Annotated in this window: 19 protein-coding genes and 2 pseudogenes; 13 read left to right on the top strand and 8 right to left on the bottom strand. The window is 69.6% G+C overall.

The features are described 5' to 3' along the window. Positions 1–6 precede the first annotated feature (6 nt). A pseudogene (locus ACK41C_RS18140) lies at positions 7–471 on the top strand (trehalase-like domain-containing protein); the annotation flags it as partial. Next, positions 445–1,803 (top strand): glycoside hydrolase family 15 protein, encoded by a 1,359-nt coding sequence (locus ACK41C_RS18135; protein WP_409657451.1) that lies wholly within the window; start codon positions 445–447, stop codon positions 1,801–1,803. The pseudogene ACK41C_RS18140 and the gene ACK41C_RS18135, both read left to right, overlap by 27 nt. On the opposite strand, the gene ACK41C_RS18130 is transcribed toward ACK41C_RS18135, so the two are convergent. Continuing rightward, positions 1,800–2,792 carry an SDR family oxidoreductase gene (locus ACK41C_RS18130; RefSeq protein ID WP_409657226.1) on the bottom strand — a complete coding sequence of 331 codons (993 nt, stop codon included), beginning with the start codon at positions 2,790–2,792 and terminating at the stop codon, positions 1,800–1,802. The two genes, ACK41C_RS18135 and ACK41C_RS18130, sit on opposite strands and share 4 nt — an antisense overlap. Before the next feature lie 192 nt (positions 2,793–2,984). Here ACK41C_RS18130 and ACK41C_RS18125 point away from each other — a divergent pair, with 192 nt between their 5' ends. Continuing rightward, a complete protein-coding gene (locus tag ACK41C_RS18125) occupies positions 2,985–3,284 on the top strand; it encodes a hypothetical protein (RefSeq protein WP_409657222.1) in 300 nt (99 codons plus the stop codon). A 370-nt stretch (positions 3,285–3,654) separates the two neighbouring features. On the opposite strand, the gene ACK41C_RS18120 is transcribed toward ACK41C_RS18125, so the two are convergent. Then, positions 3,655–4,971: an aminotransferase class V-fold PLP-dependent enzyme gene (locus ACK41C_RS18120; protein WP_409657218.1), complete on the bottom strand. Its 1,317-nt coding sequence runs from the start codon at positions 4,969–4,971 to the stop codon at positions 3,655–3,657. 170 nt (positions 4,972–5,141) lie between these two features. Between ACK41C_RS18120 and ACK41C_RS18115 the strand changes: the two are divergent. The 4 genes and pseudogenes from ACK41C_RS18115 to ACK41C_RS18100 form a co-directional block, all read left to right on the top strand. Next, positions 5,142–5,339: pseudogene (locus tag ACK41C_RS18115) on the top strand (cold-shock protein); the annotation flags it as partial. A gap of 120 nt (positions 5,340–5,459) precedes the next feature. Beyond that, on the top strand, positions 5,460–5,675 hold the full coding sequence (locus ACK41C_RS18110; protein WP_409657449.1) for a cold-shock protein: 216 nt from the start codon (positions 5,460–5,462) through the stop codon (positions 5,673–5,675). Positions 5,676–5,787: 112 nt separating this feature from the next. Then, entirely contained in the window at positions 5,788–7,899 is a 2,112-nt protein-coding gene (locus tag ACK41C_RS18105; RefSeq protein WP_409657215.1) for an HWE histidine kinase domain-containing protein, read from the top strand. 151 nt (positions 7,900–8,050) lie between these two features. Beyond that, on the top strand, positions 8,051–8,656 hold the full coding sequence (locus ACK41C_RS18100) for an exopolysaccharide biosynthesis protein (RefSeq protein WP_409657212.1): 606 nt from the start codon (positions 8,051–8,053) through the stop codon (positions 8,654–8,656). A 10-nt stretch (positions 8,657–8,666) separates the two neighbouring features. Here the strand turns inward: ACK41C_RS18100 and efp are convergent, their stop codons facing one another. After that, complete coding sequence (efp, locus tag ACK41C_RS18095) at positions 8,667–9,233, bottom strand: elongation factor P (protein WP_409657209.1); 567 nt, start codon at positions 9,231–9,233, stop codon at positions 8,667–8,669. A gap of 128 nt (positions 9,234–9,361) precedes the next feature. Between efp and epmA the strand changes: the two genes are divergently transcribed. Together epmA and ACK41C_RS18085 are read left to right on the top strand one after the other, a co-directional pair. Next, positions 9,362–10,408 carry an EF-P lysine aminoacylase EpmA gene (epmA, locus tag ACK41C_RS18090; protein WP_409657207.1) on the top strand — a complete coding sequence of 349 codons (1,047 nt, stop codon included), beginning with the start codon at positions 9,362–9,364 and terminating at the stop codon, positions 10,406–10,408. A 197-nt stretch (positions 10,409–10,605) separates the two neighbouring features. Continuing rightward, the gene (locus ACK41C_RS18085; protein ID WP_409657204.1) at positions 10,606–11,649 is read left to right on the top strand and encodes a lysine-2,3-aminomutase-like protein; all 1,044 of its coding nucleotides are present in this window, start codon (positions 10,606–10,608) and stop codon (positions 11,647–11,649) included. A 173-nt stretch (positions 11,650–11,822) separates the two neighbouring features. On the opposite strand, the gene ACK41C_RS18080 is transcribed toward ACK41C_RS18085, so the two are convergent. Beyond that, entirely contained in the window at positions 11,823–14,453 is a 2,631-nt protein-coding gene (locus ACK41C_RS18080; RefSeq protein ID WP_409657201.1) for a response regulator, read from the bottom strand. 368 nt (positions 14,454–14,821) lie between these two features. Between ACK41C_RS18080 and ACK41C_RS18075 the strand changes: the two genes are divergently transcribed. Then, entirely contained in the window at positions 14,822–15,871 is a 1,050-nt protein-coding gene (locus ACK41C_RS18075) for a hypothetical protein (RefSeq protein WP_409657198.1), read from the top strand. Between the two features lie 55 nt (positions 15,872–15,926). After that, complete coding sequence (locus ACK41C_RS18070) at positions 15,927–16,346, top strand: hypothetical protein (protein ID WP_409657195.1); 420 nt, start codon at positions 15,927–15,929, stop codon at positions 16,344–16,346. Positions 16,347–16,352: 6 nt separating this feature from the next. On the opposite strand, the gene ACK41C_RS18065 is transcribed toward ACK41C_RS18070, so the two are convergent. The 4 genes from ACK41C_RS18065 to ACK41C_RS18050 all read right to left on the bottom strand — a co-directional run bounded on the left by ACK41C_RS18065 (position 16,353) and on the right by ACK41C_RS18050 (position 19,911). Then, positions 16,353–18,494, bottom strand: a complete 2,142-nt coding sequence (locus ACK41C_RS18065) for an ATP-binding protein (protein ID WP_409657192.1) — start codon at positions 18,492–18,494, stop codon at positions 16,353–16,355. A gap of 69 nt (positions 18,495–18,563) precedes the next feature. Further along, on the bottom strand, positions 18,564–18,836 hold the full coding sequence (locus tag ACK41C_RS18060; RefSeq protein WP_409657189.1) for a hypothetical protein: 273 nt from the start codon (positions 18,834–18,836) through the stop codon (positions 18,564–18,566). Positions 18,837–18,846: 10 nt separating this feature from the next. Continuing rightward, entirely contained in the window at positions 18,847–19,026 is a 180-nt protein-coding gene (locus tag ACK41C_RS18055; protein WP_409657186.1) for a DUF1328 family protein, read from the bottom strand. 90 nt (positions 19,027–19,116) lie between these two features. Continuing rightward, positions 19,117–19,911 (bottom strand): TIGR00730 family Rossman fold protein, encoded by a 795-nt coding sequence (locus tag ACK41C_RS18050; RefSeq protein ID WP_409657183.1) that lies wholly within the window; start codon positions 19,909–19,911, stop codon positions 19,117–19,119. A gap of 142 nt (positions 19,912–20,053) precedes the next feature. On the opposite strand from ACK41C_RS18050, the gene ACK41C_RS18045 reads away from it, so the two are divergent. Together ACK41C_RS18045 and ACK41C_RS18040 are read left to right on the top strand one after the other, a co-directional pair. After that, positions 20,054–21,376 carry a PQQ-dependent sugar dehydrogenase gene (locus ACK41C_RS18045; protein WP_409657180.1) on the top strand — a complete coding sequence of 441 codons (1,323 nt, stop codon included), beginning with the start codon at positions 20,054–20,056 and terminating at the stop codon, positions 21,374–21,376. A gap of 117 nt (positions 21,377–21,493) precedes the next feature. After that, entirely contained in the window at positions 21,494–24,340 is a 2,847-nt protein-coding gene (locus tag ACK41C_RS18040) for a monovalent cation/H+ antiporter subunit A (RefSeq protein ID WP_409657177.1), read from the top strand. Positions 24,341–24,346 lie beyond the last annotated feature (6 nt).

Here is a 24,346-nt window from a genome sequence, read left to right as displayed (position 1 = left end):
GGAGCCGCGATGCCGCGGATAGAGGACTATGCGCTGATCGGAGACGGCCACAGCGCAGCGCTCGTCGGCCGTGACGGCGCGATCGACTGGCTCTGCTGGCCGAGATTCGACGACGAGGCCTGTTTCGCGCGGCTGCTGGGCGACGAGGCGCACGGCTTCTGGCGCATCGGCCCGGCCGGCGCGGCGCCGAGCGCGCGCCGCCGCTACCGGGATGCAAGCCTGGTGCTGGAGACCGAGTTTGAAGACCAGGCCGGCGCGCGGCTGCGCCTCACCGACTTCATGCGGCCACGCAACGAGGATCCGCAGATCGTGCGGCGGGCGGCCTGCCTGTCCGGGACGGCGAAGATCGAGATGATCCTGCGCCCCAGGTTCGACTACGGCCGGATCTCGCCCTGGGTTCACCAGCAGGAAGGTGCGGTGCGGGCCGTCGCCGGGCCGCATTCGGTGATCCTGAAGGCCGATTGCGAGCTTACGATCGAGGGCGCCGAGGTCCGCGCCAGCGTCTCCTTGGAGGCCGGGGAGACCTGCGACTTCGTGCTGACCTACGAGCCGTCGCACGTCTATACGCCGGAGCCCTGCGAACCGGAGGCCGCACTGGCCGAGACGCTGGACTTCTGGCGCGACTGGTCGGGGAAGAGCCGGTATCGCGGGGCCTGGCCGGAGGCGGTGAACCGCTCGCTCATCACCATCAAGGCGCTGGCCTATGCGCCGACCGGCGGGATCGTGGCCGCGCCGACCACCTCCCTGCCCGAGAAGATCGGCGGCGGCCGCAACTGGGACTACCGTTACTGCTGGCTGCGCGACGCCACTTTCACCGTGCTGACCCTGATGAACGCCGGCCACCGCCGGGAGGCGGAGGCCTGGTGCAACTGGCTGCTGCGCGCCGTGGCGGGCGACGTGGCGCAGCTTCAGCCGCTCTACGGCGTGGCCGGCGAGCGGCGCCTTCCGGAACTCGAACTCGACTGGCTTCCCGGCTACGAAGGCTCGCGCCCGGTGCGGATCGGCAACGGCGCCTATGACCAGCTGCAAATCGACGTGTTCGGCAGCGTCATGGACGCCCTGCACCAGGCTCGCGCTCTGGGCCTGACCCTGAAGGAGGAAAGCTGGGGCCTGCAGAAGGCCCTGATGGCTCATCTGGAAGATCTCTGGCGCGAACCGGACGAAGGCATCTGGGAAGTGCGCTGCGAGCCGCGCCACTTCGTCCACTCGAAGGTCATGGCCTGGGCGGCCTTCGACCGCGCGGCGCGGGCGGTGGAGGAATTCGGCTGCGACGGCCCCGCCGCGCGCTGGCGGGCCCTGGCCGCGGAGGTCCACGCCGAAGTCTGCGAGCGCGGCTTCGACCCCGATCTCGGCGCCTTCGTCCAGGCCTACGACACCAAGGCGCTGGACGCCGCCACCCTGTTGATCCCGCTGGTCGGGTTCCTGCCGGCGGACGACCCGAGGATGGTTGGAACCGTCCGCGCCATCGAGCGGGACCTCACCTGCGAAGGCCTGGTGCTGCGCTACGACCCCGAAGCCGCGCCGGACGGCGTCGACGGGAGCGAGGGCGCCTTCCTGGCCTGCAGCTTCTGGCTCGCCGACAACCTGATCCTGCAGGGGCGCCACCAGGAGGCCGAAGCCCTGTTCGCGCGCCTGGTCGGGCTGTGCAACGACGTCGGCTTGCTGGCCGAAGAGTACGATCCCCGCGCCGGCCGGCAACTGGGCAACTTCCCGCAGGCCTTCTCCCACTTCGCCCTGGTGGACACCGCCTTCAACCTGGCCGAAGCCAAGCACGCCGCCGCCCCCGACGAGCCGCACGACTAGCGGCGAGATGCTCCAAACGCGGTTCCGGCGACGAAGAACGCCAAGGCCCCGGCCAGAATCACGGCGACCCGCATCGCTGATCCGTCGAGAAGCGGCGCGGCATCCTTGGCTTCGGCGACGAAGCGGCCCGCGGTGCGATGGAGGCCGGGGACGGGCTCCAAGAGGTTGTTCGGCGCGTCGGGATCGTGCGGGGCTGCGTCGTACTGCCCTTCCCAGGCCATCCTCGCCATCAGCCGGTCCATCAGGTCTGGGAGCGCGGCCTGACCCAGCACCGTCTGGGCCGTGCTGGCGCCCAGCCAGTACTCACGACGGGGCCGCAGGGCCGCCGTCAGGATCGCATCGGCGGCCACGTCCGGGGCGTGGATTTCTCCCACGGGCCTCGGCCGGCAGGGGATGCGGGCGCGCGCCCAGTCGAACTGGGGCGTGTTCACCGCCGGAAGGTGCACTTCCGAAATCCGGATCTTGCTCTTCTCGTGGATCAGCTCCGCACGGAGCGACGAGGTGAATCCCCGGATCGCATGCTTGGCCCCGCAATAGGCGGCCTGCAGGGGGATGCCGCGGAAGGCGAGCGCCGAGCCGACCTCGACGATCACGCCGCGATTTCTACGCCTCATGGCCTCAAGCGCGGCCAGCGTGCCGTACACCGTTCCCAGATAGGCGACCTCCGTCACCCGCACGATCTCGTCAGGGCGCAGGCGCGACGCCGGCGAGAACACCGTCGCCATGGCGTTGTTGATCCAGACGTCGATGGGGCCGAGTTCCGCTTCCGTCCGCTCCGCCGCAACAGCGACCGCTTGGGCGTCGGCCACGTCGAGCGGCAGGGCCAGGGCCCGGCTTCCCGCGGCGGCGATCTCCGAGCGCACGTCTTCCAGGGCCGAGGCGCTCCGGGCGATGAGCGCGACCCGCGCGCCGCGCCGCCCGGCCTCCAGCGCCACGGCGCGCCCAATACCCGCCGAAGCGCCGGTGACGACCACAACCTTCCCGGACAAGCCGCCGCCTCCGGGCCCCGCCCGTCGCATCACACGCATGTCTTGGCTGCCGCGCCCGGCGGCCCTGAAGGTTCCATGGCCTCCCAACGCTTATCGGACGGAGGCGTTCTCGGCCGGATTCCAGGAACCGCTTCGGACCAGGCCCGTTCAACTCCGTATCGGAACAACGGGCGGGCGCGAGGAGGATTGGCTATGAAGGTTGTGACCATCGCTATCGCTTCGGCCGGCGCTCTGACGCTGGCGGCATGCGGAACCACCATGACGGAACGGGCGGCTACGGGCGGTCTGGCCGGGGCCGCGGTCGGCGCGGCCGTGGACGGGTCTGTGACCGGCGCCGTGGTCGGCGGCGCGGCGGGCGCGGCCCTGGGCGCGGCGACGACGCCCCGCTACGACGGCAATCGCCGCCAGTACTATGACGAGCGGGCCCGGCGTTACTACTATTACGACTCCCGGACCGGCCGGTACTTCTGGGAAGACGGCAGCCCCCGCTAAGTTCGGCAGCCGGACGACTTAGTCTGGCGTCCTGCCACCGCCCGCGGTTTCGCCGCGGGCGGTTTCGCGACCCGCACCGGAGATTTCACATGCGCTCATACATTCACTTCGCCGCGCCGCTCGCCTTGGGCGCCCTGCTCGCCGCGTGCGGAGGTCAGGAACGCGAAGCTTCTGCGGAGGCAAACGGCGCGACGGCCGAGGTCTCGACACCGCTCCCCGAAAGCCAGGTGAGCGACACCCAGCTGCAGAACGCCGCCGAAGGCGCGGCCGCCGCCGCCGCGACGCCCCCAGGCCGGAGCCTCGGTGGTGGTCACGGCGCCCGAAGGGGATCCGGCGACCACCGCGACGCCGAACCCCTGACCCCGGTCCGTCAGGCGGCGATCTCTCGGATCTCCGCCAGCACCGCGTCCACCTCGCCCGGCGTATTGCGGATGCTGGGCGTCAGCCGAACGTGGGGGGTGGCGTAGGGCGCGACCGAGCCGATCACGCCGCGATCGCGGAGGCGCGAGACCACCGCCTCGGGCGCGTGTCCATCGACGTCGAAGGAGACGATGCCGGCCGAAAGCGCTTCGGGCCGCGGCGTACGCAGCGACACCCCCCGCAGGGTGGCGAGCCCCGCCTTCAGCTGACCGGCGAGTTCCGCGGTGCGCCGGGCGACCCGCGCCTTGCCGATCTCCTGATGGAACTCGAAGGCCTGGGCGAGCGCCCAGTAGTGCTCGAACGCCTTGAAGCCGCCGGGCGTCATGCGGCTGGCGGTGGTCGCCCCCTGCGGGTCCCGCTGCTCGAGCCAGGCGGAAAAGACTCCGTCGTCGGTGAAGCTGGGGATGATCGGGCGCATAGCCTGCCACCCGCGTCGGCTGGCGGCCAATATTCCCGTGCCGCGGGGACCGAACAGCCATTTGTGGCAGCCGGCCATCAGGATGTCGCAGCCAAGGCCTGGAAAGTCGAAATCCTGATTGCCGAAGCCGTGCACGGCGTCCAGGCCGAAAATCACCTGGTCGTCCTCGTCCCGCCCGGCGTTGATCTCCGAAAGGCCCTGGGCGATCGCCGCGGCCGGCAGCTTCAGCCCGGTGCTGGAGTGCACCCAGGTGAGCGCAAGCACGCGCGTGCGCGGCCCGACGGCGCCGACGACGCGGCGAGCCAGGTCCTCCGGCGTCGCCGCCTCCACCCGATCGAACAGCGGGATCTGCCGCACGCTCGCGCCCGCGCGCCCTGCGGCCGTGCGCACCGCCTCGTGGGTGACGTAGTAGTCCTCGTCCGTCGTCAGGATCTCCTGGCCAGGCCGGAGCCTCAAGGCGTTGTAAGCCAGCCCGATCCCCATGGTGGTGGAGTCGGTCAGGGCGATATCGTCGCCATCCATGCCGAGATAGCGGGCCGCCGCCGCCAAGGTCTCGGCGCGACGAGGGCCGTTGTTGGCCTCCAGGTACCGGACAGGATTGGCGTCGAGCTCGCGGCGATGCCGTTCGATGGCCTCCCGCACGATACGCGGGTGCGAGGAGATGAGCATGGCGCTCATGTGGATGTCGCGATCCGACAGGGCGAACTGGTCGCGCACGCCCCGCCACGCGCCGGCGTCGCGAAATCGCCGCCGTGGCCGCGCCTCGCCGCTCTCACAGGCGCTCAAGGCGGTGCTGGCGGCGACCACTGCGCCGCCGGCTGCGAGCAGACCCCTTCGATCCAGTTCCAAGACGTCCTCCTCGCCGTTGCAAGACGGCAACGCTCCGCCTTCGAAGCGGTTCTGAGGTTCCGCATCGGCGGGAGTTGAGCCGACCATGGGGTTTGTGCTTGCTAAGACCCACTCGCCAGCCGCGCCAAACCTGCTAATGAGGCCGGGCCGAGATTTTTGATGAGGGCATGATGACGACCGGCTCCGTAAAGTTCTTCAACGCTGCAAAGGGGTTTGGCTTCATTACGCCTGACGATGGCGGCCCCGACGTTTTCGTCCATATTTCCGCCGTCGAGCAGGCCGGGCTGCCGGGCCTCAACGACGGCGACCAGGTTTCCTATGAGCTCACCCAGGACCGCCGCTCCGGCAAGCCGGCGGCCAGCGACCTGCAGCTCCTGGCCTCCGCCGGCCCCTCGGCGCGGCGCGCCCCGCCCCGCGCGCCGATGCGCGACGACCGCGGCCCCGGCGGCATGCGCGGTTTCAGCGCCCCGCGACGCTCCGGCGAAGTGCTGGGCGCGGGCGAAGGCGCAGTGAAGTGGTTCAACTCCACCAAGGGCTTCGGCTTCATTCAGCCGGATGACGGCGGCCAGGACGTGTTCGTGCACGTCTCGGCGGTGGAGCGCGCGGGCCTCGGCGCCCTGCACGAAGGTCAGCGGGTGGCCTACGAGCTCGAGCAGGACCGGCGCAGCGGAAAGACCTCCGCCGTCAACCTGCAGCTGCTTTAAGGCCTTTATCCACAATCCGAAGCGGAACAAGCTGCGCTTCTATCGGTTCTAAGCGGCCGAGGGGGGAGCGCAGCATGGCGGGCCGTTCGATCCATAGCCGCCCGGCCGACCGATGAGGCGGCCCGGCGACGGCGTGGGCGCGCTTTCGGCCTGGCTGCCCGTCCGTCCAGGCCCCCTGGCTGCAGCCCTGGCCCTCGCCGCCCTCTACTGGGCCGCCGCGGTGGCGGGGCTGCGGTTCGCCGCCGTGCCGGGCGCCGGCACGCCCTTCTGGCCGGCGGCCGGCGTCGCCCTGGCCTTCCTGGTCCTGGGCGGGGCGCGCCTGTGGCCGGGGATCGTGCTCGGCCGCCTGATGGCCGCCTTCACGGTCCAGTCGTCCCTGCCGCTGTGGGCGGATCTGGTCGTCGCATTCGGCACGGCCCTGGGGGCGGTGGTCCCGGTGCTGCTGCTCGGTCCCCTGCGACTGGAGCCGAGGCTCGACCAGCTCAAGGGCATGCTGTGGCTCGTGCTCGGCGGGGGCGTCGCCGGCGCGACCATCTCCATGGGCTCCGGCGCGCTTGCGCTCGGCGCCAGCGGCGTCTCCGGACCGACCTACGTCGCGGCCCTGCAGAACTGGTGGTTCGGCTTCCTGACCGGCGTCCTGATCCTGGCGCCGCCCATTCTGGCCTGGGCCCGGCGCCGCGCGGCCATGCGCCTGTCGGACGGAATCCATCTGGCGGCGACGGTCCTGGCGAGCACGGCGCTCGCCTATCTGGTCTTCCTTCGGCCGGACCTCGATCCGTCGCGCGCCTGGGCGACGTTTCCGGCCCTCGTCTGGGCGGCGCTGGCGTTCGGCGCGCCCGGCGCCGCCCTCGCCCTCGTGGCGACGGGCGGCACGGCCGTGGCCGCCGCGGTGATGGGCGTGGGGCCCTTCGCCCTGACCGAATCCGCTTCGGCCCGCGTGTTGCTCACCCAGGAATTCATCGCCGTCATGGCCGCGACGGTGCTGATCCTGGCCGCGGTGGGCGACGAGCGGCGCAATCAGGAGCAGCTGCGCCGCAGCGAGCGGCGCCTGCGGGCGGAGACCGAGGCGCTGGAGATCCTGAACGCGACCGGCGCCGCCATCGCCGCGGAGCTGGACCTCGACAAGGCCGTCCAGGTGGTCACCGACGCGGGCGTCTCCCTCAGCGGCGCGCGGTTCGGGGCCTTCTTCTACAACGTACCCGCGGAGTCCGGCGGGTCGTACATGCTCTACGCACTTTCCGGCGCGCCGCGCTCGGCTTTCGAGAAGTTCGGCCACCCCCGAGCCACCGCCGTGTTCGCCCCCACCTTCAAGGGCGAGGGCGTGGTTCGCGTCCACGACATCACCCAAGATCCGAGATACGGGCGCGAAGCGCCGCACTTCGGCATGCCCGCGGGGCACCTTCCCGTGCGGGCCTATCTCGCCATGCCGGTGAGGTCGCGGTCCGGCGAGGTGATCGGCGGCCTCTTCTTCGGGCACCCGGAGCCCGGGGTCTTCACCGAACGGGCGGAACGCCTGATCGCCGGCTTGGCGGCCCAGGCGGCGATCGCCATCGACAATGCGCGCCTCTTCCAGGCGGCGCAGCGCGAGCTCGCCGAGCGCGCCCGCGCCGAACAGCGCCAGCAGCTCCTGATCAATGAGCTGAACCACCGAGTGAAGAACACCCTGGCCACGGTGCAGTCGATCGGCGCCCAGACTCTGCGCGCCTCCCGAGACGTCACCGAGGCGCGGGACGCCTATGAAGCGCGGCTGATGGCCCTTTCGGCCGCCCACAACCTCCTGACCGCCCGGCGCTGGGAGAGCGCCGAACTGCGCGAGATGATCGAAGGCGCCGTCTCGCCCTTCGAAACGGAACCCACGTCCCGGTTCCGGCTGGCCGGCCCGCAGGTGGAGCTGGAGCCCGCCAGCGCGCTCGCCCTGGCCATGGCGCTGCACGAGCTCGGCACCAACGCCGTGAAGTACGGCGCGCTCCGGGAGCCCGACGGTCGTGTCGAGGTCGGATGGCGCCTCTCCGACGGCGTTCTGGAGCTGATCTGGCGCGAGACGGGCGGCCCGCAGGTGGCGCCCCCGGAGCGCCAGGGCTTCGGCTCTCGCCTTCTCGAACGCAGCCTCGCACGGGAGCTCGGCGGGGCGGTCCGGCTCTCGTTCCCGCCGGAAGGCGTAAGGTGCGAGATCCGGTTTCCTCTGCCCGACGCAGGGTCCGGCCCCCTCGGCGCCCAGGCCTGATCGCCCCTTCCCCCTGTGGCGCGTGCGACACGCCCGCCCCGCATTCGGCGAATGCGACTTCGCGCCCATTGCGGCGGCGCGGGCCAAGCATCATCTAGGTTGAAGCGCAGACCCTCCCCGGCCGGCGCGTCCCTGAAAACCGGGTAGCAACGTGGCTCAGCCTTTCGAGGACTCGCCGCGTGGGGTCGTCTGGCGGATCGCCAGCGCCGTGCGCGAAGAATCCGCCGACCACATAACCTTGTCGGGCGTCCTCGAACGTCTGGGCTCGCGCGCGGGCGGCTACGTGCTGCTCCTGCTGGCCCTGCCCGCCTGCATGCCCGGCGTGCCGGGCATGACCTCGATCTTCGGCGTGCCGCTGGCGCTGCTCGGTATCCAGATGATCCGCGGCGGCGGCGCACGCCTGCCCGATTTCATCGCGCGACGCCCCCTGCCCCGCGCCGGCGCCCTGAAGGCGTTGGAGACGGCGGCGGCCCGCCTGCGCCCGCTGGAGCGGCGGCTGCGGCCCCGCTGGAGCCTGATCACCCATCCGGGCGCCGAACGCCTGCTGGGCGCGCTGATCCTTGCGCTCGCCCTCCTGATCGCCGTTCCCCTGCCGATGACCAACATGGCGCCGGCCTTCGGGGCGACCATCATCGGCCTCGGCCTGGCGGCCGGCGACGGCCTCGTCGTCGCCTTGGGCGTGATCCTCGGCCTCGGCTCGGTGGTCTTCGTGGGCGGGCTGACCCTGGCGGCCGTCGCCGTGGCCCTGCCCGCCTGAAGATTGCGGCCTAGTCCTTCGCGCGTTCCAGGTAGCTGTTGTCCTCGGTGAGGATCACCACCTTGGTGCCTACGGTGATGTAGGGCGGCACCATGGTGCGGACGCCGTTGGAGAGCACGGCCGGCTTGTAGGAGGAGGAGGCGGTCTGACCCTTCACCGACGGCTCGGTGTCGACGATCTCAAGCGAGACCGTGCGGGGCAGCTCGAGTGCGATCGGATTGCCCTCGTGGGTGGAGAGCATCACCGTCATGCCCTCCTGCAGATAGGGCGCGGAGTCGCCGACCATGTCCGCGGAAGCGGTGAGCTGGTCGTAGGTCTCCGGGTTCATGAAGTGGAAGCCGTCGCCGTCCTGATAGAGGAAGGTGTGGGGCCGGTCGTCGACCACGGCCTTCTCCACCTGCTCGGTGGTCCGGTAGCGCTCGGAGATCTTCACCCCGTCGGAGATGCGGCGCATGTTCAGCTGGGTGACCGGCGTGCCCTTGCCGGGATGGATGTTCTCGGCGCTCAGGACGACGTAGAGCTTGCCGTCGAGATCGACCACATTGCCCTTCCGGAGCGAGCTGGCGATAACCTTCACGTCTTTGGTTCCTCGTATCGGCGCGCGCGCCTGCGATGAATGGCTTGTTCGGGCGCTGCTATAATGATCCTGGCCGATATCGCTAGTCTCCGCGCGCCCTGCGCGACGGTTTGCGTAGGCGAAGCCGGGTGACCGAGCCGCCCTCCGAAGCCTGGTGGCGGCGCGAAGCGCATCAGGACCGACGTCCGTTTCTCACCGTCCGCAACCGGATCAAGGCGGCCCTGCGCCGACATTTCGAGGGCCAGGGCTTCACGGAGGTGGAGGCGGCCGCCCTGCAGGTTTCTCCGGGGAACGAAGCACATCTGCACGCCTTCGCCACCGAGATCCTCGGGCCCGATGGCCAGGCGCGGGCGCTCTACCTGCACACCTCGCCTGAGTTCGCCTGCAAGAAGCTGCTGGCCGCCGGCGAGACGCAGATCTTCGACTTCGCCAGGGTCTGGCGCAATCGCGAGCGCGGCCCTCTGCACCATCCGGAGTTCACCCTGCTGGAGTGGTACCGGGCCGACACGCCCTACGAAACGCTGATGGACGATTGCGCGGACCTCTTGCGTATCGCCGCCGAAACGGCGGGGACCAGGACCTTCGCCTGGCGCGGCCGGGAGGCCGATCCCTTCGCTGAGCCCGAGCGGATCACCGTCGCCGAAGCCTTCGAACGGTTCGCCGGAATCGACCTGCTGGCTTCGGTGGCGGAAGGCGGCGCGACCGACCGCGCCAGGCTGGCGGCCGAGGCCGCGGCGGCCGGTGTGCGCGTGGCGGCCGACGACACCTGGGCCGACGTCTTCAGCCGGGTGATCGTCGAGCGCGTGGAGCCGCAGCTGGGGATCGGCCGACCTTCGATCCTCTGCGCGTACCCCGTCGCCGAGGCCGCGCTGGCCCGTCCCAAGCCTGGCGACCGCCGCGTGGCCGAGCGCTTCGAGCTCTATGTCTGCGGGGTGGAGCTGGCCAACGCCTTCGGGGAACTGACCGACCCCGCCGAGCAGCGGCGGCGGTTCGAGGCCGAGATGGACGAGAAGGCCCGGGTCTACGGCGAGCGCTATCCCATCGACGAGGATTTCCTGGCGGCGCTGGCGCACATGCCGCCCGCCGCCGGCGCGGCCCTCGGCTTCGACCGCCTGGTCATGCTGGCCGCCGGCGCCCAGCGGATCGAGCAGGTGCTCTGGACGCCGGTTGCGTGAGCCAGTCGGCGACGAAGTCAAAACCCCCTCAGTCAGGCCTTCGGCCAGCTCTCCCAGCGGGGGAGGATTTTGGCGCTGAACAGCCCCCTCTGAGGGAGGTGGCGCGCCGAGCAACAGCGACGCATGACGGAGGGGGAGCGCCTGAAGTCGACGCCGCATTGCGTGCGCCTTGCCCTTCGCCCATATGGGCGCTGCCCATGCCCGCCGCCCAGACCCTTCGCAGCCCGGAAGCCCTCGCCTCGGCGGGGCTTGTTCCGCCCGAGCGGGTCGCCGCCCTGGAGGCGGTGGCCGCGCGCTATGCGGTGGCGGTGACGCCGACGGTCGCCGAACTGATCGACGCCGACAACCCGGCCGACCCAATCGCGCGCCAGTTCCTGCCCGACCCGGCGGAGCTCGAGGTGCTACCGGTCGAAGACCCCGACCCCATCGGGGACGACGCCCATAGCCCGGTGGAAGGGATCGTCCATCGCTATCCCGACCGGGTGCTTCTGAAGATCACCCACACCTGCGCGGTCTATTGCCGGTTCTGCTTCCGGCGCGAGCGGGTGGGGCCGCAAGGCGAGCCGCCGCTCGCCGGGGAGGCGCTCGATCGCGCCCTCAACTACATCGCCGAACGGCCGGAAATCTGGGAGGTGATCGTCACCGGTGGGGACCCCTTCGTGCTGTCGGGGCGACGCCTGGGCACGCTGATGCGGCGGCTTGCGGCCATCGACCACGTGAAGGTCGTGCGCTTCCATACCCGCGTGCCGGTCGTCGATCCCACCGGCGTGGACGAGGATCTGCTGGCGGCCCTGAAAACCCCCGGTCCCACGGTCTATGTCGCGGTGCACGCCAATCACCCGAGGGAGATGACGCCAGAAGCGCGGGCGGCCTGCGCGCGGCTGTTCGAGGCCGGCGTCGCCCTGGTCAGCCAGACCGTGCTGCTGCGCGGCGTGAACGACGACGTCGAGACCCTCGGCGCTCTAATGCGGGCCTTCGTGGAGGCCAGGGTGAAGCCCTACTACCTGCATCACGGCGATCTCGCGCCCGGCACGGCCCACTTGCGCACCAGCCTCGAGGAAGGCCAGGCGCTCATGCGCGCCTTGCGGGGCCGTTACTCCGGTCTCTGCCAGCCGACGTATGTGCTCGACATCCCCGGCGGACACGGCAAGGCGCCGGCAGGCCCCGCCTATATCGCGCCCGCTGACGTCGGCCATCGCGTTGAAGACCCGCAGGGAACCTCGCACGTCTATCCCCGTTGACGGCGCCGGAGTTGCACGGCGTCCCGTGCAACCGTTCACGAGGGTCAAAATGATGCAGGAAAGCACCGCCACGGCCGTCGTCTTCGCCGTGATCATTCTTTCGGGGCTGATCGGCGCCGCCGCGGCCGTCTGGTTCGAAATCCGCCGCTCTTGATCCTTCGGCGAAGGCTTGCCTAGGCGGCCTCTCCCAGGACCTGTTCGAGAACGCCGATGAACTCCTCCGGCTTGAACGGCTTGGAGACGAAGGCGTCCATGCCCGCCTGGAGGCATGCCTCCCGATCGCTCGCCATGGCGTTGGCGGTCATGGCGACGATGGGAACGCACGCGCCTGCGCCTGGTAGGGCGCGGATGCGGCGCGTGGCCTCAAGCCCATCCATCTCTGGCATATGGACGTCCATCAGGATCAGGTCGTAGGCGTGCGCCGTTGCGGCGGCGACGGCTTCCTTCCCATTCTTGGCGCAGGTCACAGCAAAGCCGACCTGCTTGAGTATCTCCGTCGCGAGCAGAATGTTGACATCGTTGTCCTCCACCAGGAGCACCCGAGCCAGCCGCCCGTCCTCCAGCGAGAGCGGAACCGGCGCCTCGACTTGCGGATCGGCCCGCCCGAGCATCAGCGCGCCGATCCGCTCCACCAGTTCAGCGCGCCGAACGGGTTTGGCGAGGAAGAGGTCATAACCCGACCTGTCCTGCGGCGGTCCCCCCATGGAAGAGGCGAGCACCACCTTCGGCTGGGCGTAGTCGGCGGCCCGCAGCCGCGCGATCACATCTTCACCTGAGAGCTCCGGCATCTGATGGTCGATCAGGATGAGGTCGAAGGGGCGGTCGCTCTGCTGGATCCGGTCGAGGCGCTCAAGCGCCTGCGCGCCGCTGGCTGCTTCCTCGACCAGGGCGCCTTCCTGCAGCAGTTGCTCACGGAAGACGGTGCGATTGATCGCCAGATCGTCGACGACCAGGACCCTCAGGCCTTCGAGGCGGCAGTTCCTCCGGCGTTCGCCCATCGCCTCGCCGGCCTCGAACTCGACCTCGAACCAGAAGATGCTGCCGCCCCCCGGACGGTCTTCGACGCCGATCTGGCCGCCCATGAGTTCGATGAGCTGGCGCGAGATCGAGAGGCCGAGGCCCGTGCCGCCGTACCTGCGGGTGGTGGAGCTGTCGGCCTGTTCAAAATTGCGGAACAGGCGACCCTTCTGTTCGGCGCTCAGGCCGATGCCGGTGTCCTGTACCTCCACACGCACGCGCAGCCTGCCGCTCTCTCCCGGATAGGCCCGCGCCTCGACGGCGACATGCCCCTCCTCGGTGAATTTGACGGCGTTCGATGCGAGGTTGAGCAAGACCTGGCGCAGGCGCAGCGGATCGCCCTTGATCGGCGCGGACGCGCTCTCCTCCACAAGACAGGCGATTTCCAGTCGCTTCTCCGAGGCCTTTGGCGACAGGAGCACGACCACATCCTCAATGACCTCGGGAAGCGAGAGGTCGACGGTCTCGAGCTCGACCTTCCCTGCCTCCAGCTTCGAGAGATCGAGGATGTCGTTGATGATGTCCAGGAGTGCGTCGGCGGAGACTTTCACGGCCTCTGCGTAGCGGCGCTGGTCGGCCGACAAATCGGTTCGCAAGAGCAGGTCGTTCATACCGATCACCCCGTTCATCGGGGTGCGGATCTCGTGGCTCATATTGGCAAGGAACTGGCTCTTGACCCGATTGGCCTCCTCGGCGGCGTCCTTCGCCCGCAATAGCATCTGTTCGGCCTGTTTTCGGGCGGTGATGTTCTGGAGCGCCCCGACGACGCGCAGAGGCTTTCCGTCGGCTCCCACGTCCACCTGAAGATTGCACGCGGCCCATATCTCCTGGCCGTCCGGACGCGCCACGCGGTACTCAGGATGGAACGGGGCTCGCCCTTTGAGGTACGCGATCCAGGCGTCCTTCACAGTCTCGCGGTCGCGGGGATCGATTGTGGAGAAGATGTCGGCCTCCAGCTCCTCATAGGTTTTCGGCGTGGCGAAGAAGGTGTCCTCCCCGCCGGACTTGAAGAGCTCCCGCCGCTCATAGTCCATTTCCCAGACATGCATCTGAGCCATCTGCATGGCGAGGTTCAGCCGCCCCTCCGACCGCGCCAGCCAAGCCTGCGCCTCCTGGGCGCTCCGCTCGGCGGCTTCGGATCGCGCGACCGCGGCCTTCAACTCGGCCATCGCCCGTTGCGACTGCTCCGTCGCCTGGACAGCGGCGGCGATGAGGCGACGGGTGGCCAGGGCGATGAGGAGCGCAGTGAAGAGGAAGCCGGCCAGGCTGAACATCAGACCTACGCCCGGCCGCAGAGTCCCCTGCGGCAAGGCGACGGCCAAGGCGCCCAGGATCGCCGGCGAGGCGGTTGCGAACCAAACCCCCATGGACGCCCAACCCGCCGAGGCGGCCGTCGCCGCCAGCGACGCCGCCGTGAGCGCCAGGAAAGCGTAGGAGGCGGGGGAATCGTTGAGGAGGATGGCGCCGATCGGGGCGGCCACCCATCCGCTCGACCGGATGAAACAGCAGACCACAAGCCTACGCACGCCGGCCTTGTTCGGCAGTTCGTTGGCGCTCGGCAGCCAGCGCGCATAGAGGCGGCCAAGCACGAGATCGAGGGCGAAGGACGCGATGAACCACACCGCCGCAAAGCTCGGCGACGCAAGCAGAGCCGCCGCGGCCGCCGTGACGAGATTGAAGGCCAATGACACCTGCCACGGCAGTCGCAGGCCCTGCAGAGTCAGGGCGTAGGATCGTTCCACGCCATCGGCGAATGTGACGGGTGCTGTGGTTTCGGCCGACGCCAAGGCGCCCTCCCGTTTTCCTACCAAGCTTTAGAATTAACCGGCTCCGGTTAACCGCCCCCACCCTGGGGCTCGCCGTGGGTGCGGCGCCTTGCCACGGGTGGGAGCTCGAGTTCAGCCGCGCGGGCCGCGCTTGCCAAGGGCGCAAGGAAGACTACGGTTAAGGAGCAAAATCAGTTCAGGTCGCGTTCAGAATCGACCTGAAAAGCTCAGGCACTGTGGGGTTGGGCGGACGCGCTTATCTGCTTCCCGCCTTCTGTTCTTGTCATTCAGCGTAAGAATCTTGCGGAGATTTTTTCCGCAAGACGGCGATTTCGTTCGCCTTTCCGAAGATTTGATCTTCGCACGCCGACTTGAGGGTGGGACTTGCCATGAGACGCTTCGCACTGGCCGCGCTTGCACTTTTCGCCGTCGCCGGACCCGCCGGCGCCCAGGCCTTGAAGGTTAGCCCGGAGGTCCACGGGACCTATGCGCCGGCGGGCGACTGCACGAAGCTTCCGCGGGTCCTGGTGGACGCCGGAGGCATCCGGGTGGAGACGGCGACCGGCCGAACCGGCCCTCTCGCCCACGACGTCTGCTACTCCTGCGCCGGCGGCGCTCAGTACAGCGGCATCCAGCAGTGGGCCTATTTCAAGTACGGCAAGGATCGCTGGGGCGGCGACTACATGCCGGTCGTCATGATGTTCAACGCCGACGAAATCGCCGGGCGCATGCAGGTCGAGCTGGACAATCCGCAAAACACGCCGCTGGGCGCGGCGATGACCGAGGTGGCGCGCGCCAAGAGCTTCCGGCGCTGCCAGGCCGGCGCCGCGCCCGCCCGCCCGGCGCCGGCGCCCTCTTCGCAGCCGCCGCCCAAGGCCTCCGCCGCCCCGCCCCCCGCTGCCGCGCGCAGCCCGGCCGACGAGTTCGCCGGCCTGCTGACGTCGCTGATGCATCCCGCCTCGGAGCCCGCCAACACCTTTCCGGACTGGCGCGATCTGGAAGCGGCGCGGCCGGTGCGCTGGGCGGCCTTGCCTCCGGAGTCCCTGGACCGGCCCATGGAGGGGCGCTTCTACTTCCGCCGCGCCGGAACCGCCCAGGTCGGGGGACGGCCGGTCAAGATCCTGGCCGGCGGCGCACGAACGATGGTCTTCCTCCTCTATTTCCGCAACGACGGCGCGCCCTTCGGCGAGGAGGCGGTCGTGGCCGCGTTGCGCAAGCAGGGGCTCAGCGTGGTCAAGGCGCGCTGCACCATCAACCGCTCGGCGCCGGCCCCGCAATGGTACCGCTTAAGCGGCGGCGGCAAACACCAGGCCATGCTGTGGATCGCGCCCGCGCGGGGCGGCGCCCAGCCGTGGGAAGGCTTCAACCTGAACCTCGAAGGCCAGCTCGATCCCATGACGCCCGCCGAACGCGCGGTCTACACCGATCGCTGCACCTGACGCCGGCGCACCAGGCTTCTCCGTCACATCATCGAGAACAAGGGGGTTTTTCGACATGGCGCTCAGCACTCTGACCGGGGCCGTCAGCGGCATCCGGCATTCGACGGAGACGCGCGGCACGGTAGGCCGCAATGGCGGCTCGGTGCACACCGGCCAGGTCATCGCCTTCCGGGTCGACGACCGGTCGGCCCAGATCAAGCTGGCCGACGTGCCCGACATTCGCGACGGAGACCAGGTGACCCTGGCCGGCAGCGAGAAGAATGGCGTCTTCAAGGCCCTGGCCCTGCGCAACGACCAGACGCGGGCGGTCTACAGCATTCCGACGACGGCGGGGTACATGATGGGCGCGGCGCTGATCGTGCTCGGCGTCCTCACCCTGTTCATCCTGGTCGGCGTGGTCTTCATCGCCGGCGGGGCCTGGACGCTCTACGAGGCCTCGAACTACAGCCGCGCCGCGAACATGCTGAAGGCCTGAGGCCGATCAGGCCTGACAGGCGGCGAGGTCGTCGTCCGGCTTCTCAAGCGGGACGCAGGCGGCGGCGACCGCGGCGAAGAGGGCGTCGGGGACGATCGGCTTGGCGATATGGCCGTCGAACCCGGCGGCGAGATAGCTCTCGATCTGGTGGGTCATGGCGTTGGCCGATACGGCGTGGATCGGGACGGGCGCATCGCCGCGCACCCGGGCGAGGCGGCGGATTTCCTGCATCGCCTCGACGCCGCTCATCTCCGGCATCTGTATGTCCATGAGGATGAGGTCGAAGGCCTGGGCCTCATAGGCGACGACCGCCGCGCGGCCGTCGTCCGCCATGTGCAGAGCCACCCCCAGCGGCTCCAGCAGGGAGCGCAGGATCAGCTGGTTGACGGCGTTGTCCTCGGCGGCCAGCACGCGCAGCCCGGCGAGCATCAGGGCGCCGTCGGAACGGACGGGAGCGGCGTCCGCCAGGCCCTGCTCATCGCAGACCAGCGGCAGGTGGAAGGTGAAGCAAGCGCCCTCCCCTTCCCGGCTTTCCACCGTCAACTCGCCACCCATCAGGCGCACGAGTTCGCGGGAAATGGCTAGGCCCAGGCCCGTCCCCCCGTGGCGGCGCGTCGTGGACACGTCGCCCTGCTGGAATTTCTCGAACAGGGCCGGCAGCAGCTCGGCGGCGATGCCCGGTCCGGTGTCGCTGACGGAGAAGGCGACCGCGTCGGGGCCGGCGGAGACCGCCACCCGCACGTCCCCGGCGTGGGTGAACTTCACGGCGTTGGAGACGAGGTTGCTCAGCACCTGACGCAGCCGCGACGCGTCGCCGAACCAGCGGCCTTCGGCCTCCGCAGCGATGTCGAGGCCAAGGGTCACGTCCTTCTGGGCGGCGATCGGCACGAAGGGGCGGCAGGCGGCCTCCACCGCCGGCCGCAGATCGAAAGGATGATGGTCGATCTCCAGTCGGCCGGCCTCGATCTTGGAGATGTCGAGCACGTCGTTCAGCACCGCCATGAGGAGTTCGCCGGACTCCTGGATCACCTTGAGGCGCGCCCGCTGGTCCGGATCGAGGTCGCCGCGCGCCATGACGTGGGCCATGCCGAGCACGCCGTTCAGAGGAGTCCGGATCTCGTGGCTCATATTGGCCAGGAAGGCGCTCTTGGCCTGGCTGGCGGCCTCGGCCTGCGCGAAGGCCGCACGCAGCCGCTCGGCGGCCTCCCGCTCGGCGGTGACGTCGTGGATCACCGTCACCAGATGCTTGGGGCCTCTTGGATCGAAGGTGGCGACGGCGGCGGCCTTCACGTGGCGGACGCCGCCGGGTCCGGGAACCGGCGTCTCCGGCCCCGTCTGGACTCTGGGTGAGGCGAGCGCCGCCTGATCGACGTTCAGCACCGCCTCGACGACTGCGGAGCCGAGCACCTCGGCGGGCCTGCGGCCGATGGCGGCCTCGGGATCCACGCCCAGCACCTCCTGGGCCGCCCGATTGACGCGTACGAACCGGCCGTCGGACGCGTTCCGCACGAGCAAGGCCGTGGGCAGCATGTCGATGACCGTATCCAGCAAGGTGCGCTCGCTGGAGGCGGTGGCGAGCGCGCGGCGCAGGTCGCGCGCCACCGAAGCGCCCCGGTTCGTGGCGATCACCGTGTGGACCACGTAGATGAGGCTGCCCACCGTCACGCACATGGCGCCGAGGAGACCTCCATCGGTGGTCGAGACGGAGAGCCAGGGCAAGGCCAGAAGGGTCGCCAGATGCGGCGGCCAGGCGAGGAGCATGGCCCGCGGCCCGCGCTGGGTGTTCATGGCCACATTCAACAGGCAGCCGGCGGGGATCAGATAGGCGGTGAGCTTGGCGAACAGACCGGGGTCGGCCCACATGTAGAAGCTGATCGGACCGAACGCCGCGGCGTTGACGAAGAGATTCAGGCCGTAGACCAGACGCTCGCCTCGGCCGATCTGGTGATCGGCGCGGCCCAGGAAACGGCCGACCAGCGCGATATCCATGAGCTGGGTCGCGGCCACGGCGGTCAGCCAGAAGGCTGGAAAGAGGCCGGGCCGCAACGCCGCGGCGAGGGCGGCCAACAGGACAGCCAGGCCCAGCCGAGTACCCAACTCGCGGCGGCGGATCGCCACGAATTCATCGAAGATGCGGCGTTCGGCCATGGATCCTCCCGGACCCAGGGTGGTCGGGAGGTCTGAACAAGCCGTTGAATTGCCGAATCTTAGTCGGATCTAGCGGCGATGCCGCGGCCAGTTCTCGCGTTGATCGCGGCCCTCGGTGGGGCTCGGGCTGTCGGTGGCGTGGGACTTGGAGCTGCGCATGCCGTCCACATGGCTGTGCTTCTCATCCCGCTCGCCGCCGCCGCCGGAGACCTGGCTCACCGGCGGATTGGTCGGCGTTCCGTCCGGCCGCCGGTCGGCCTTCTCGGGCATGGGCTTGGAGCGGTCCTCATGGCTGGCGCCGGGACCGCCCCAGCGTTGGGTATTGGGATGCTTTTCGGGCATGGCGCGAACCTCAGCGTCCGGTCAGTTTCCGACCGGCCATCAGACCGAGCGCCAGGAACACGATGAAGCCGATGACGAAGAGGCCGAAGAGCACCTGGGCGATGCCGGCCGCGGCGCCGGCGACGCCGGTAAAGCCGAAGACGCCCGCCACGACGGCGACCACGGCGAAGATGAGAGCCCATTTGAGCATGTGGCATTCCTTTCGTGAGACGCTTTGAAAGGGAATGGGCGAAGCTCGCCGAGGTTCGCGCCTCGGCATCAAGAATTCGGGATTGCGCACCTATTCCTGGACATCCCGCGCGGCCTCCCAGCTGGGTTCTTCATAGGGGCGTAGGCCGCCGTCCAGCAATTGCGCCCATAGGGCATCGGCGCTCTCGGCGAAGGTGAAGAGCTTCAGGTCCTCAGGCGCGATCATGCCGGCCTCGGCCAGGCTCTCGAAACTGATCACGCTTCGCCAATAGGCCTCGTCGAAGAGCGCGATCGGAATGGGCGGCGCCTTGGCGGTCTGGCGCAGGGTGAGCAGTTCGAAGAGTTCGTCGAGAGTCCCGAAGCCGCCGGGGAAGATCACCAGCGCATTGGCCCGCATGGCCAGGTGCATCTTGCGCATGGCGAAGTAGTGGAAGCGGAAGGTCAGGTCCGGCGTCGAATAGGGATTGGGCTCCTGCTCGTGCGGCAGGGTGATGTTGAAGCCGACGGAGGGCGCGCCGGCGTCCAGGGCGCCGCGGTTGGCCGCCTCCATGATCCCGGGCCCGCCCCCCGTGGCGATCACATTGTGGCGCTTGCCCTGGTTGGCGATCAGCGCGCCGCCGCGTTCCGAAGCGATCCGGCCGAAGGCCCGCGCCTCGCCGTACCAGCGGGCGTGCCGGGGATCGCCGTTCTCGCCGACCCTGGCGCTGCCGAACACGACGATGGTCGATTCCACGCCCCAGGCGCGCAACGCCTCGTCGGCCTTGGCGAACTCCAGCAGGAAGCGCACGCCGCGCATCGAGTCCCCCAGCATGAAGTCCTGATCCAGCGCGGCCAGGCGATAGGAGGGGGAAGCCAGGTGCGGTTCGTTCGACGGGGGACTCGTCATGACGGCTCCTTGCGGGTGGGAAGCGTCAAGTCCGACATCGGCCGCCCGGACGCAAGGGCTCCCGGCGCCTTCACCCGACGCCGCAGGAGTGCTCTGATGCGGCTCCCAACCCTGCGCCCGGACGCCGGGCGGGAGGACATCAATGGCGATCCCACGCTTCGTCGGCCTTGCGTTTGCAACCCTGCTGGGGGCCTGCACCCAGGGCTCGCCCGACCCCTTCGCCGGCTTCGGGCCAGATCCCGCCTTGCCCGGCCCGCAGACCGGCGGCCTGCCGGTGCTGAACGCTCGCAAGGCCGTGGGTTGGCCGCCGGGCGCAGCGCCGGTCGCGCCGGACGGCTTCGTCGTCACGCGGTACGCCACGCTGGATCATCCACGCTGGCTGCATGTGCTGCCCAACGGGGACGTTCTGGCCGCCCAGTCTTCCTCCGAGCCAAAGCCCCCTAAGGGGATCCAAGGCATCATCGCCAACTGGCTGCAGAAGAAGGCCGGCGCTGCTCAGGAGAGCCCCAACCGCATCACCCTGCTGCGCGACGCCGACGGCGACGGGATCGCCGAGATGCAGGAGGTGTTCGCCCAAGATCTGAAGCGTCCCTTCGGGATGGCGCTGGTGGGAAGCGACCTCTACGTGGCCCTGGACGACGCCGTCGTCCGCCTGCCCTACGCCGAGGGCCGGACCCGCGCGGCCGGGCCGCCGCAGAAGATCTTCGACCTGCCGGGCGAGCCGCTCAACCACCACTGGACCAAGAACATCATCGCAAGCCCGGACGGCGCCCGCCTCTACGCGGCCGTCGGCTCCAACTCGAACATCGGCGAGAACGGCATGGAGATCGAAGCCGGGCGGGCGGCGGTGTGGGAGTTCGCCCTGCCCGCGGGACCCGGCCGCGTCTATGCCTCGGGCCTGCGCAATCCCGTGGGCCTGGATTTCGAGCCGGTCACCGGCGTGCTTTGGACCGCGGTCAACGAGCGGGACATGATCGGCCACGACCTCGTACCCGACTACATGACCGGCCTGAAGGACGGCGGCTTCTATGGCTGGCCCTACAGCTATTTCGGCCAGCACGTGGATGAGCGGGTGAAGCCGCCCCGGCCCGACCTGGTCGCCCAGGCCATCAAGCCCGACTATGGGCTCGGCTCGCACACCGCCTCCTTAGGCTTGGTCTTCTATCGCGCCGAGGCGTTCCCGGAGCGCTATCGCGGCGGCGCCTTCGTCGGCCAGCACGGCTCCTGGAACCGGCGCCCGCCCAGCGGATACCGTGTGGCCTTCATCCCCTTCGAGAACGGCCGGCCGACGGGGCCGCCGGAGGCCTTCCTCGGCGGCTTCCTCAATTCCAAGGACGAGGCGCAGGGGCGGCCCGTCGGGCTTGCGGTCGATTCCCGCGGCGCGCTCCTGGTGGCCGACGATGCGGGCGATGCGATCTGGCGGGTGGCCCCGCGTCCAGCCACACGGCCGGTGCGGGCGCCTTGAAATCCAGGCGCAGCCCTGCTGCTCGCGAGGGTGTTATCCTAAAAAGCTTGAACATGGCGACGTAATCGGCATCCAAGGCGCGGGCGCCCGGAGCGCCGGGCCTATCTGGAGTCTTGGATGATCCTGGCGCTTCTGGCGCTCACGCCCTTTCTCGGAGCCGGCTTGGCCTTTCTGATGGGGGGCGCGGGGCGCATGGCCAGCGCCGGGGCCGCCCTGGCCGCGACCCTGCTCGCCCTGCTGCTGCTGCTCGGCCAGGCGCCGGCGGTGTTCTCGGGCGAAATCGTGCGGGCCGGCGTCGACTGGGTCCCTTCGCTGGGCCTTCGCGCCAGCCTGTTCGTCGATCCCCTGGGCTTCATGTTCGCCAGCCTGATCTTAGGCATCGGCCTGCTGATCGTGATCTATGCGCAGAACTATCTGGGCAAGGGCGATTCCAAGCCGCGGTTCTTCGGCTATCTGCTGCTGTTCCAAGGGGCGATGCTCGGCATCGTCATCTCCGACAACGTGCTGATGCTGCTGGTCTTCTGGGAGCTGACCAGCCTGTCGTCCTTCCTGCTGATCGGGTTTTGGCAGGACCGCCCGGAAAGCCGGCAGGGCGCGCGCCTGGCGCTCGCCATCACTGGCGGCGGCGGCCTGGCCCTGATGGCGGGCCTGCTGATCCTGGGCTCTATCGTAGGGTCGTACGAGCTCTCGACGATCCTGCAGAACCGCGAGCTGATCCAGGCTTCGCCGCTCTATCTGCCGGCCCTGCTGCTGATCCTGCTGGGCTGCTTCGCCAAGTCGGCCCAGTTCCCCTTCCACTTCTGGCTGCCGCACGCCATGGCCGCGCCGACGCCGGTCAGCGCCTATCTGCATTCGGCGACCATGGTGAAGGCGGGCGTCTTCCTGCTGGCGCGGCTGTGGCCGGTGCTCGCCGGCACCGAGGCCTGGTTCTACATCGTCACCCTGACCGGCCTGACCACGCTTCTGATCGGGGCGGCCGTGGCCCTCTTCAAGGACGACCTGAAGGCGCTGCTGGCCTACTCCACCATCAGCCATCTCGGCCTGCTGACCATGCTGCTGGGCTTCGGGACGCCGATGGCGGCGGTGACGGCGGTGTTCCACGTGCTGAACCACGCCGCCTTCAAGGCTGCGCTCTTCATGAACGCCGGGATCGTCGACCACGAGACCCATACGCGCGACATCAAGCAGATGGGGGGCCTAGCCAAGCTGATGCCGATCTCGGCAGGCATCGCCGTCCTAGCCGGCGGCGCCATGGCCGGCCTGCCGCCGCTCAACGGCTTCATCTCCAAGGAAATGATGCTGGAGGAGGCCCTGCACACGCCGGTGGCGGGCCAAGCCTGGCTGCTGCCGGCCCTGACCGGGCTGGGCGCCCTGCTCTCGGCGGCCTATTCGCTGCGCTACATCTGGGGCGTTTATTTCGCACCGGCGGGATCCGCGGCCGCAGGCAAACCGCACGATCCGCCGCCTGGTCTATGGGGGCCTTCGGGCCTTCTGGCGATCGTCGTCGTCGCGGTGGGGCTGGCGCCCGCCCTGATCGCCGGCCCCCTGGTGCTCGCCGCCTCGGGCGCCGTGATCGGAGCGACGCCTCCGGAGTTCACCTTGAAGCTCTGGCACGGGTTTGCGCCGGCCCTGTTCATCAGCCTGGGCGCCCTGGCCGGCGGCGCGCTGTTGCTGCGCGCCTATCCGCGCGTCCTGGCCGTCTGGTCGCGCCTGTTGTTGCCCGACGCCAAGCGGCTGTTCGAGACCGGGCTCGACGCCGCACGCCGGCTTGCGGACCTGGCGACGCGGTTCGTCCATGACGGCTCCCTGCAGCGGCAGCTCGCCTGGATCGTCGGGGCCTCGGTCGTCGTGGCCGCGATCGGCTTCTCTTCCGCCACCTATGGCGAAGGAACGCGCGAGCTCTTGCCGGCCTCGGCCGTGGCGATCCTCGCCTTCCTGCTGCTCGCGACGGCGGCGGGGTTGGTGGTCCTGCGCCATCGCCATCGGCTGGAAGCGCTGATCTTCATGAGCGTGATCGGCCTGATCGTCGGGGTGGCCTTCGTCTACCTGTCGGCGCCCGATCTGGCGCTTACCCAGATCACCGTCGAGGTGGTGACGATCCTCCTCCTGCTGCTCGCGCTCAACCTCCTGCCCAAGGAGACGCCGAAGGAGAGCCACCCGGTTCGGCGCGCGCGCGACGGAGCGATCGCCATCGCCGGCGGCCTTGGCCTGGGCGCCGTCACCTGGGCGGCGCTCACCCGGCCGCTCGAGTCCATTTCGGCCTTCCACTGGGCCAATTCCTATTCGGGCGGGGGCGGGACCAACGTCGTCAACGTGATCCTGGTGGACTTCCGGGGCTTCGACACCTTCGGCGAGATCATCGTGCTTGGCATCGCCGCCCTTGGGATCTTCGCCCTGCTGGAGCCTGCCGACCGCGGGGAGGCCGGCCGCCGACTCGCCGCCTGGCGGCCGGACCAGGCGCGATCGCCGGAACGGCACCCCCTGATGCTGGTGGTCGCCACCCGCCTTCTGCTGCCGCTGGCCCTGGCCGCCGGGCTCTACATCTTCCTGCGCGGCCATAATCAGCCGGGCGGCGGCTTCATCGCCGGCCTGGTGGTCTCCATCGCGCTGATCATGCAGTATCTGGCGTCTGGCTGGTCCTGGGCGGCCCGGCGCATGCGGTTCGACCACCATGTCCTGATCGGGGCCGGCGTGCTGATCGCCGGAGGCACAGGCATGGCGGCCATGGCTTTGGGCGCGCCGTTCCTGACCAGCTGGTTCGATTATTTCCACCCGCCGCTGATCGGCGAGATCGAGCTGGCCAGCGCCATGGCCTTCGACGTGGGCGTGGCCTTCACCGTGATCGGCGCCGTGGTCCTGGCGCTGGCGCAGCTCTCGCGCGTCGGCCAGCGAGCCGAGCGACTGCGCGACACCGAGGCGGCCATGGACATCGATCCGCGCCGCGAGGAGGAACCCCACTCGTGACGATCA

Source organism: Phenylobacterium sp., assembly GCF_046290725.1.
Lineage (GTDB): Bacteria > Pseudomonadota > Alphaproteobacteria > Caulobacterales > Caulobacteraceae > Phenylobacterium.
Note: the sequence above shows the minus strand (reverse complement) of the source record. Positions and strands in the feature narration are given on the sequence as shown.

Excerpts from the sequence above, each read along its gene's own strand:
- ACK41C_RS18125 (WP_409657222.1), top strand. The coding sequence starts at position 2,985 with ATGAAGGTTGTGACCATCGCTATCGCTTCGGCCGGCGCTCTGACGCTG.
- ACK41C_RS18105 (WP_409657215.1), top strand. The coding sequence starts at position 5,788 with ATGAGGCGGCCCGGCGACGGCGTGGGCGCGCTTTCGGCCTGGCTGCCC.
- ACK41C_RS18085 (WP_409657204.1), top strand. The coding sequence starts at position 10,606 with ATGCCCGCCGCCCAGACCCTTCGCAGCCCGGAAGCCCTCGCCTCGGCG.
- ACK41C_RS18075 (WP_409657198.1), top strand. The coding sequence starts at position 14,822 with ATGAGACGCTTCGCACTGGCCGCGCTTGCACTTTTCGCCGTCGCCGGA.
- ACK41C_RS18070 (WP_409657195.1), top strand. The coding sequence starts at position 15,927 with ATGGCGCTCAGCACTCTGACCGGGGCCGTCAGCGGCATCCGGCATTCG.
- ACK41C_RS18065 (WP_409657192.1), bottom strand. The coding sequence starts at position 18,494 with ATGGCCGAACGCCGCATCTTCGATGAATTCGTGGCGATCCGCCGCCGC.
- ACK41C_RS18060 (WP_409657189.1), bottom strand. The coding sequence starts at position 18,836 with ATGCCCGAAAAGCATCCCAATACCCAACGCTGGGGCGGTCCCGGCGCC.
- ACK41C_RS18055 (WP_409657186.1), bottom strand. The coding sequence starts at position 19,026 with ATGCTCAAATGGGCTCTCATCTTCGCCGTGGTCGCCGTCGTGGCGGGC.
- ACK41C_RS18050 (WP_409657183.1), bottom strand. The coding sequence starts at position 19,911 with ATGACGAGTCCCCCGTCGAACGAACCGCACCTGGCTTCCCCCTCCTAT.
- ACK41C_RS18045 (WP_409657180.1), top strand. The coding sequence starts at position 20,054 with ATGGCGATCCCACGCTTCGTCGGCCTTGCGTTTGCAACCCTGCTGGGG.
- ACK41C_RS18040 (WP_409657177.1), top strand. The coding sequence starts at position 21,494 with ATGATCCTGGCGCTTCTGGCGCTCACGCCCTTTCTCGGAGCCGGCTTG.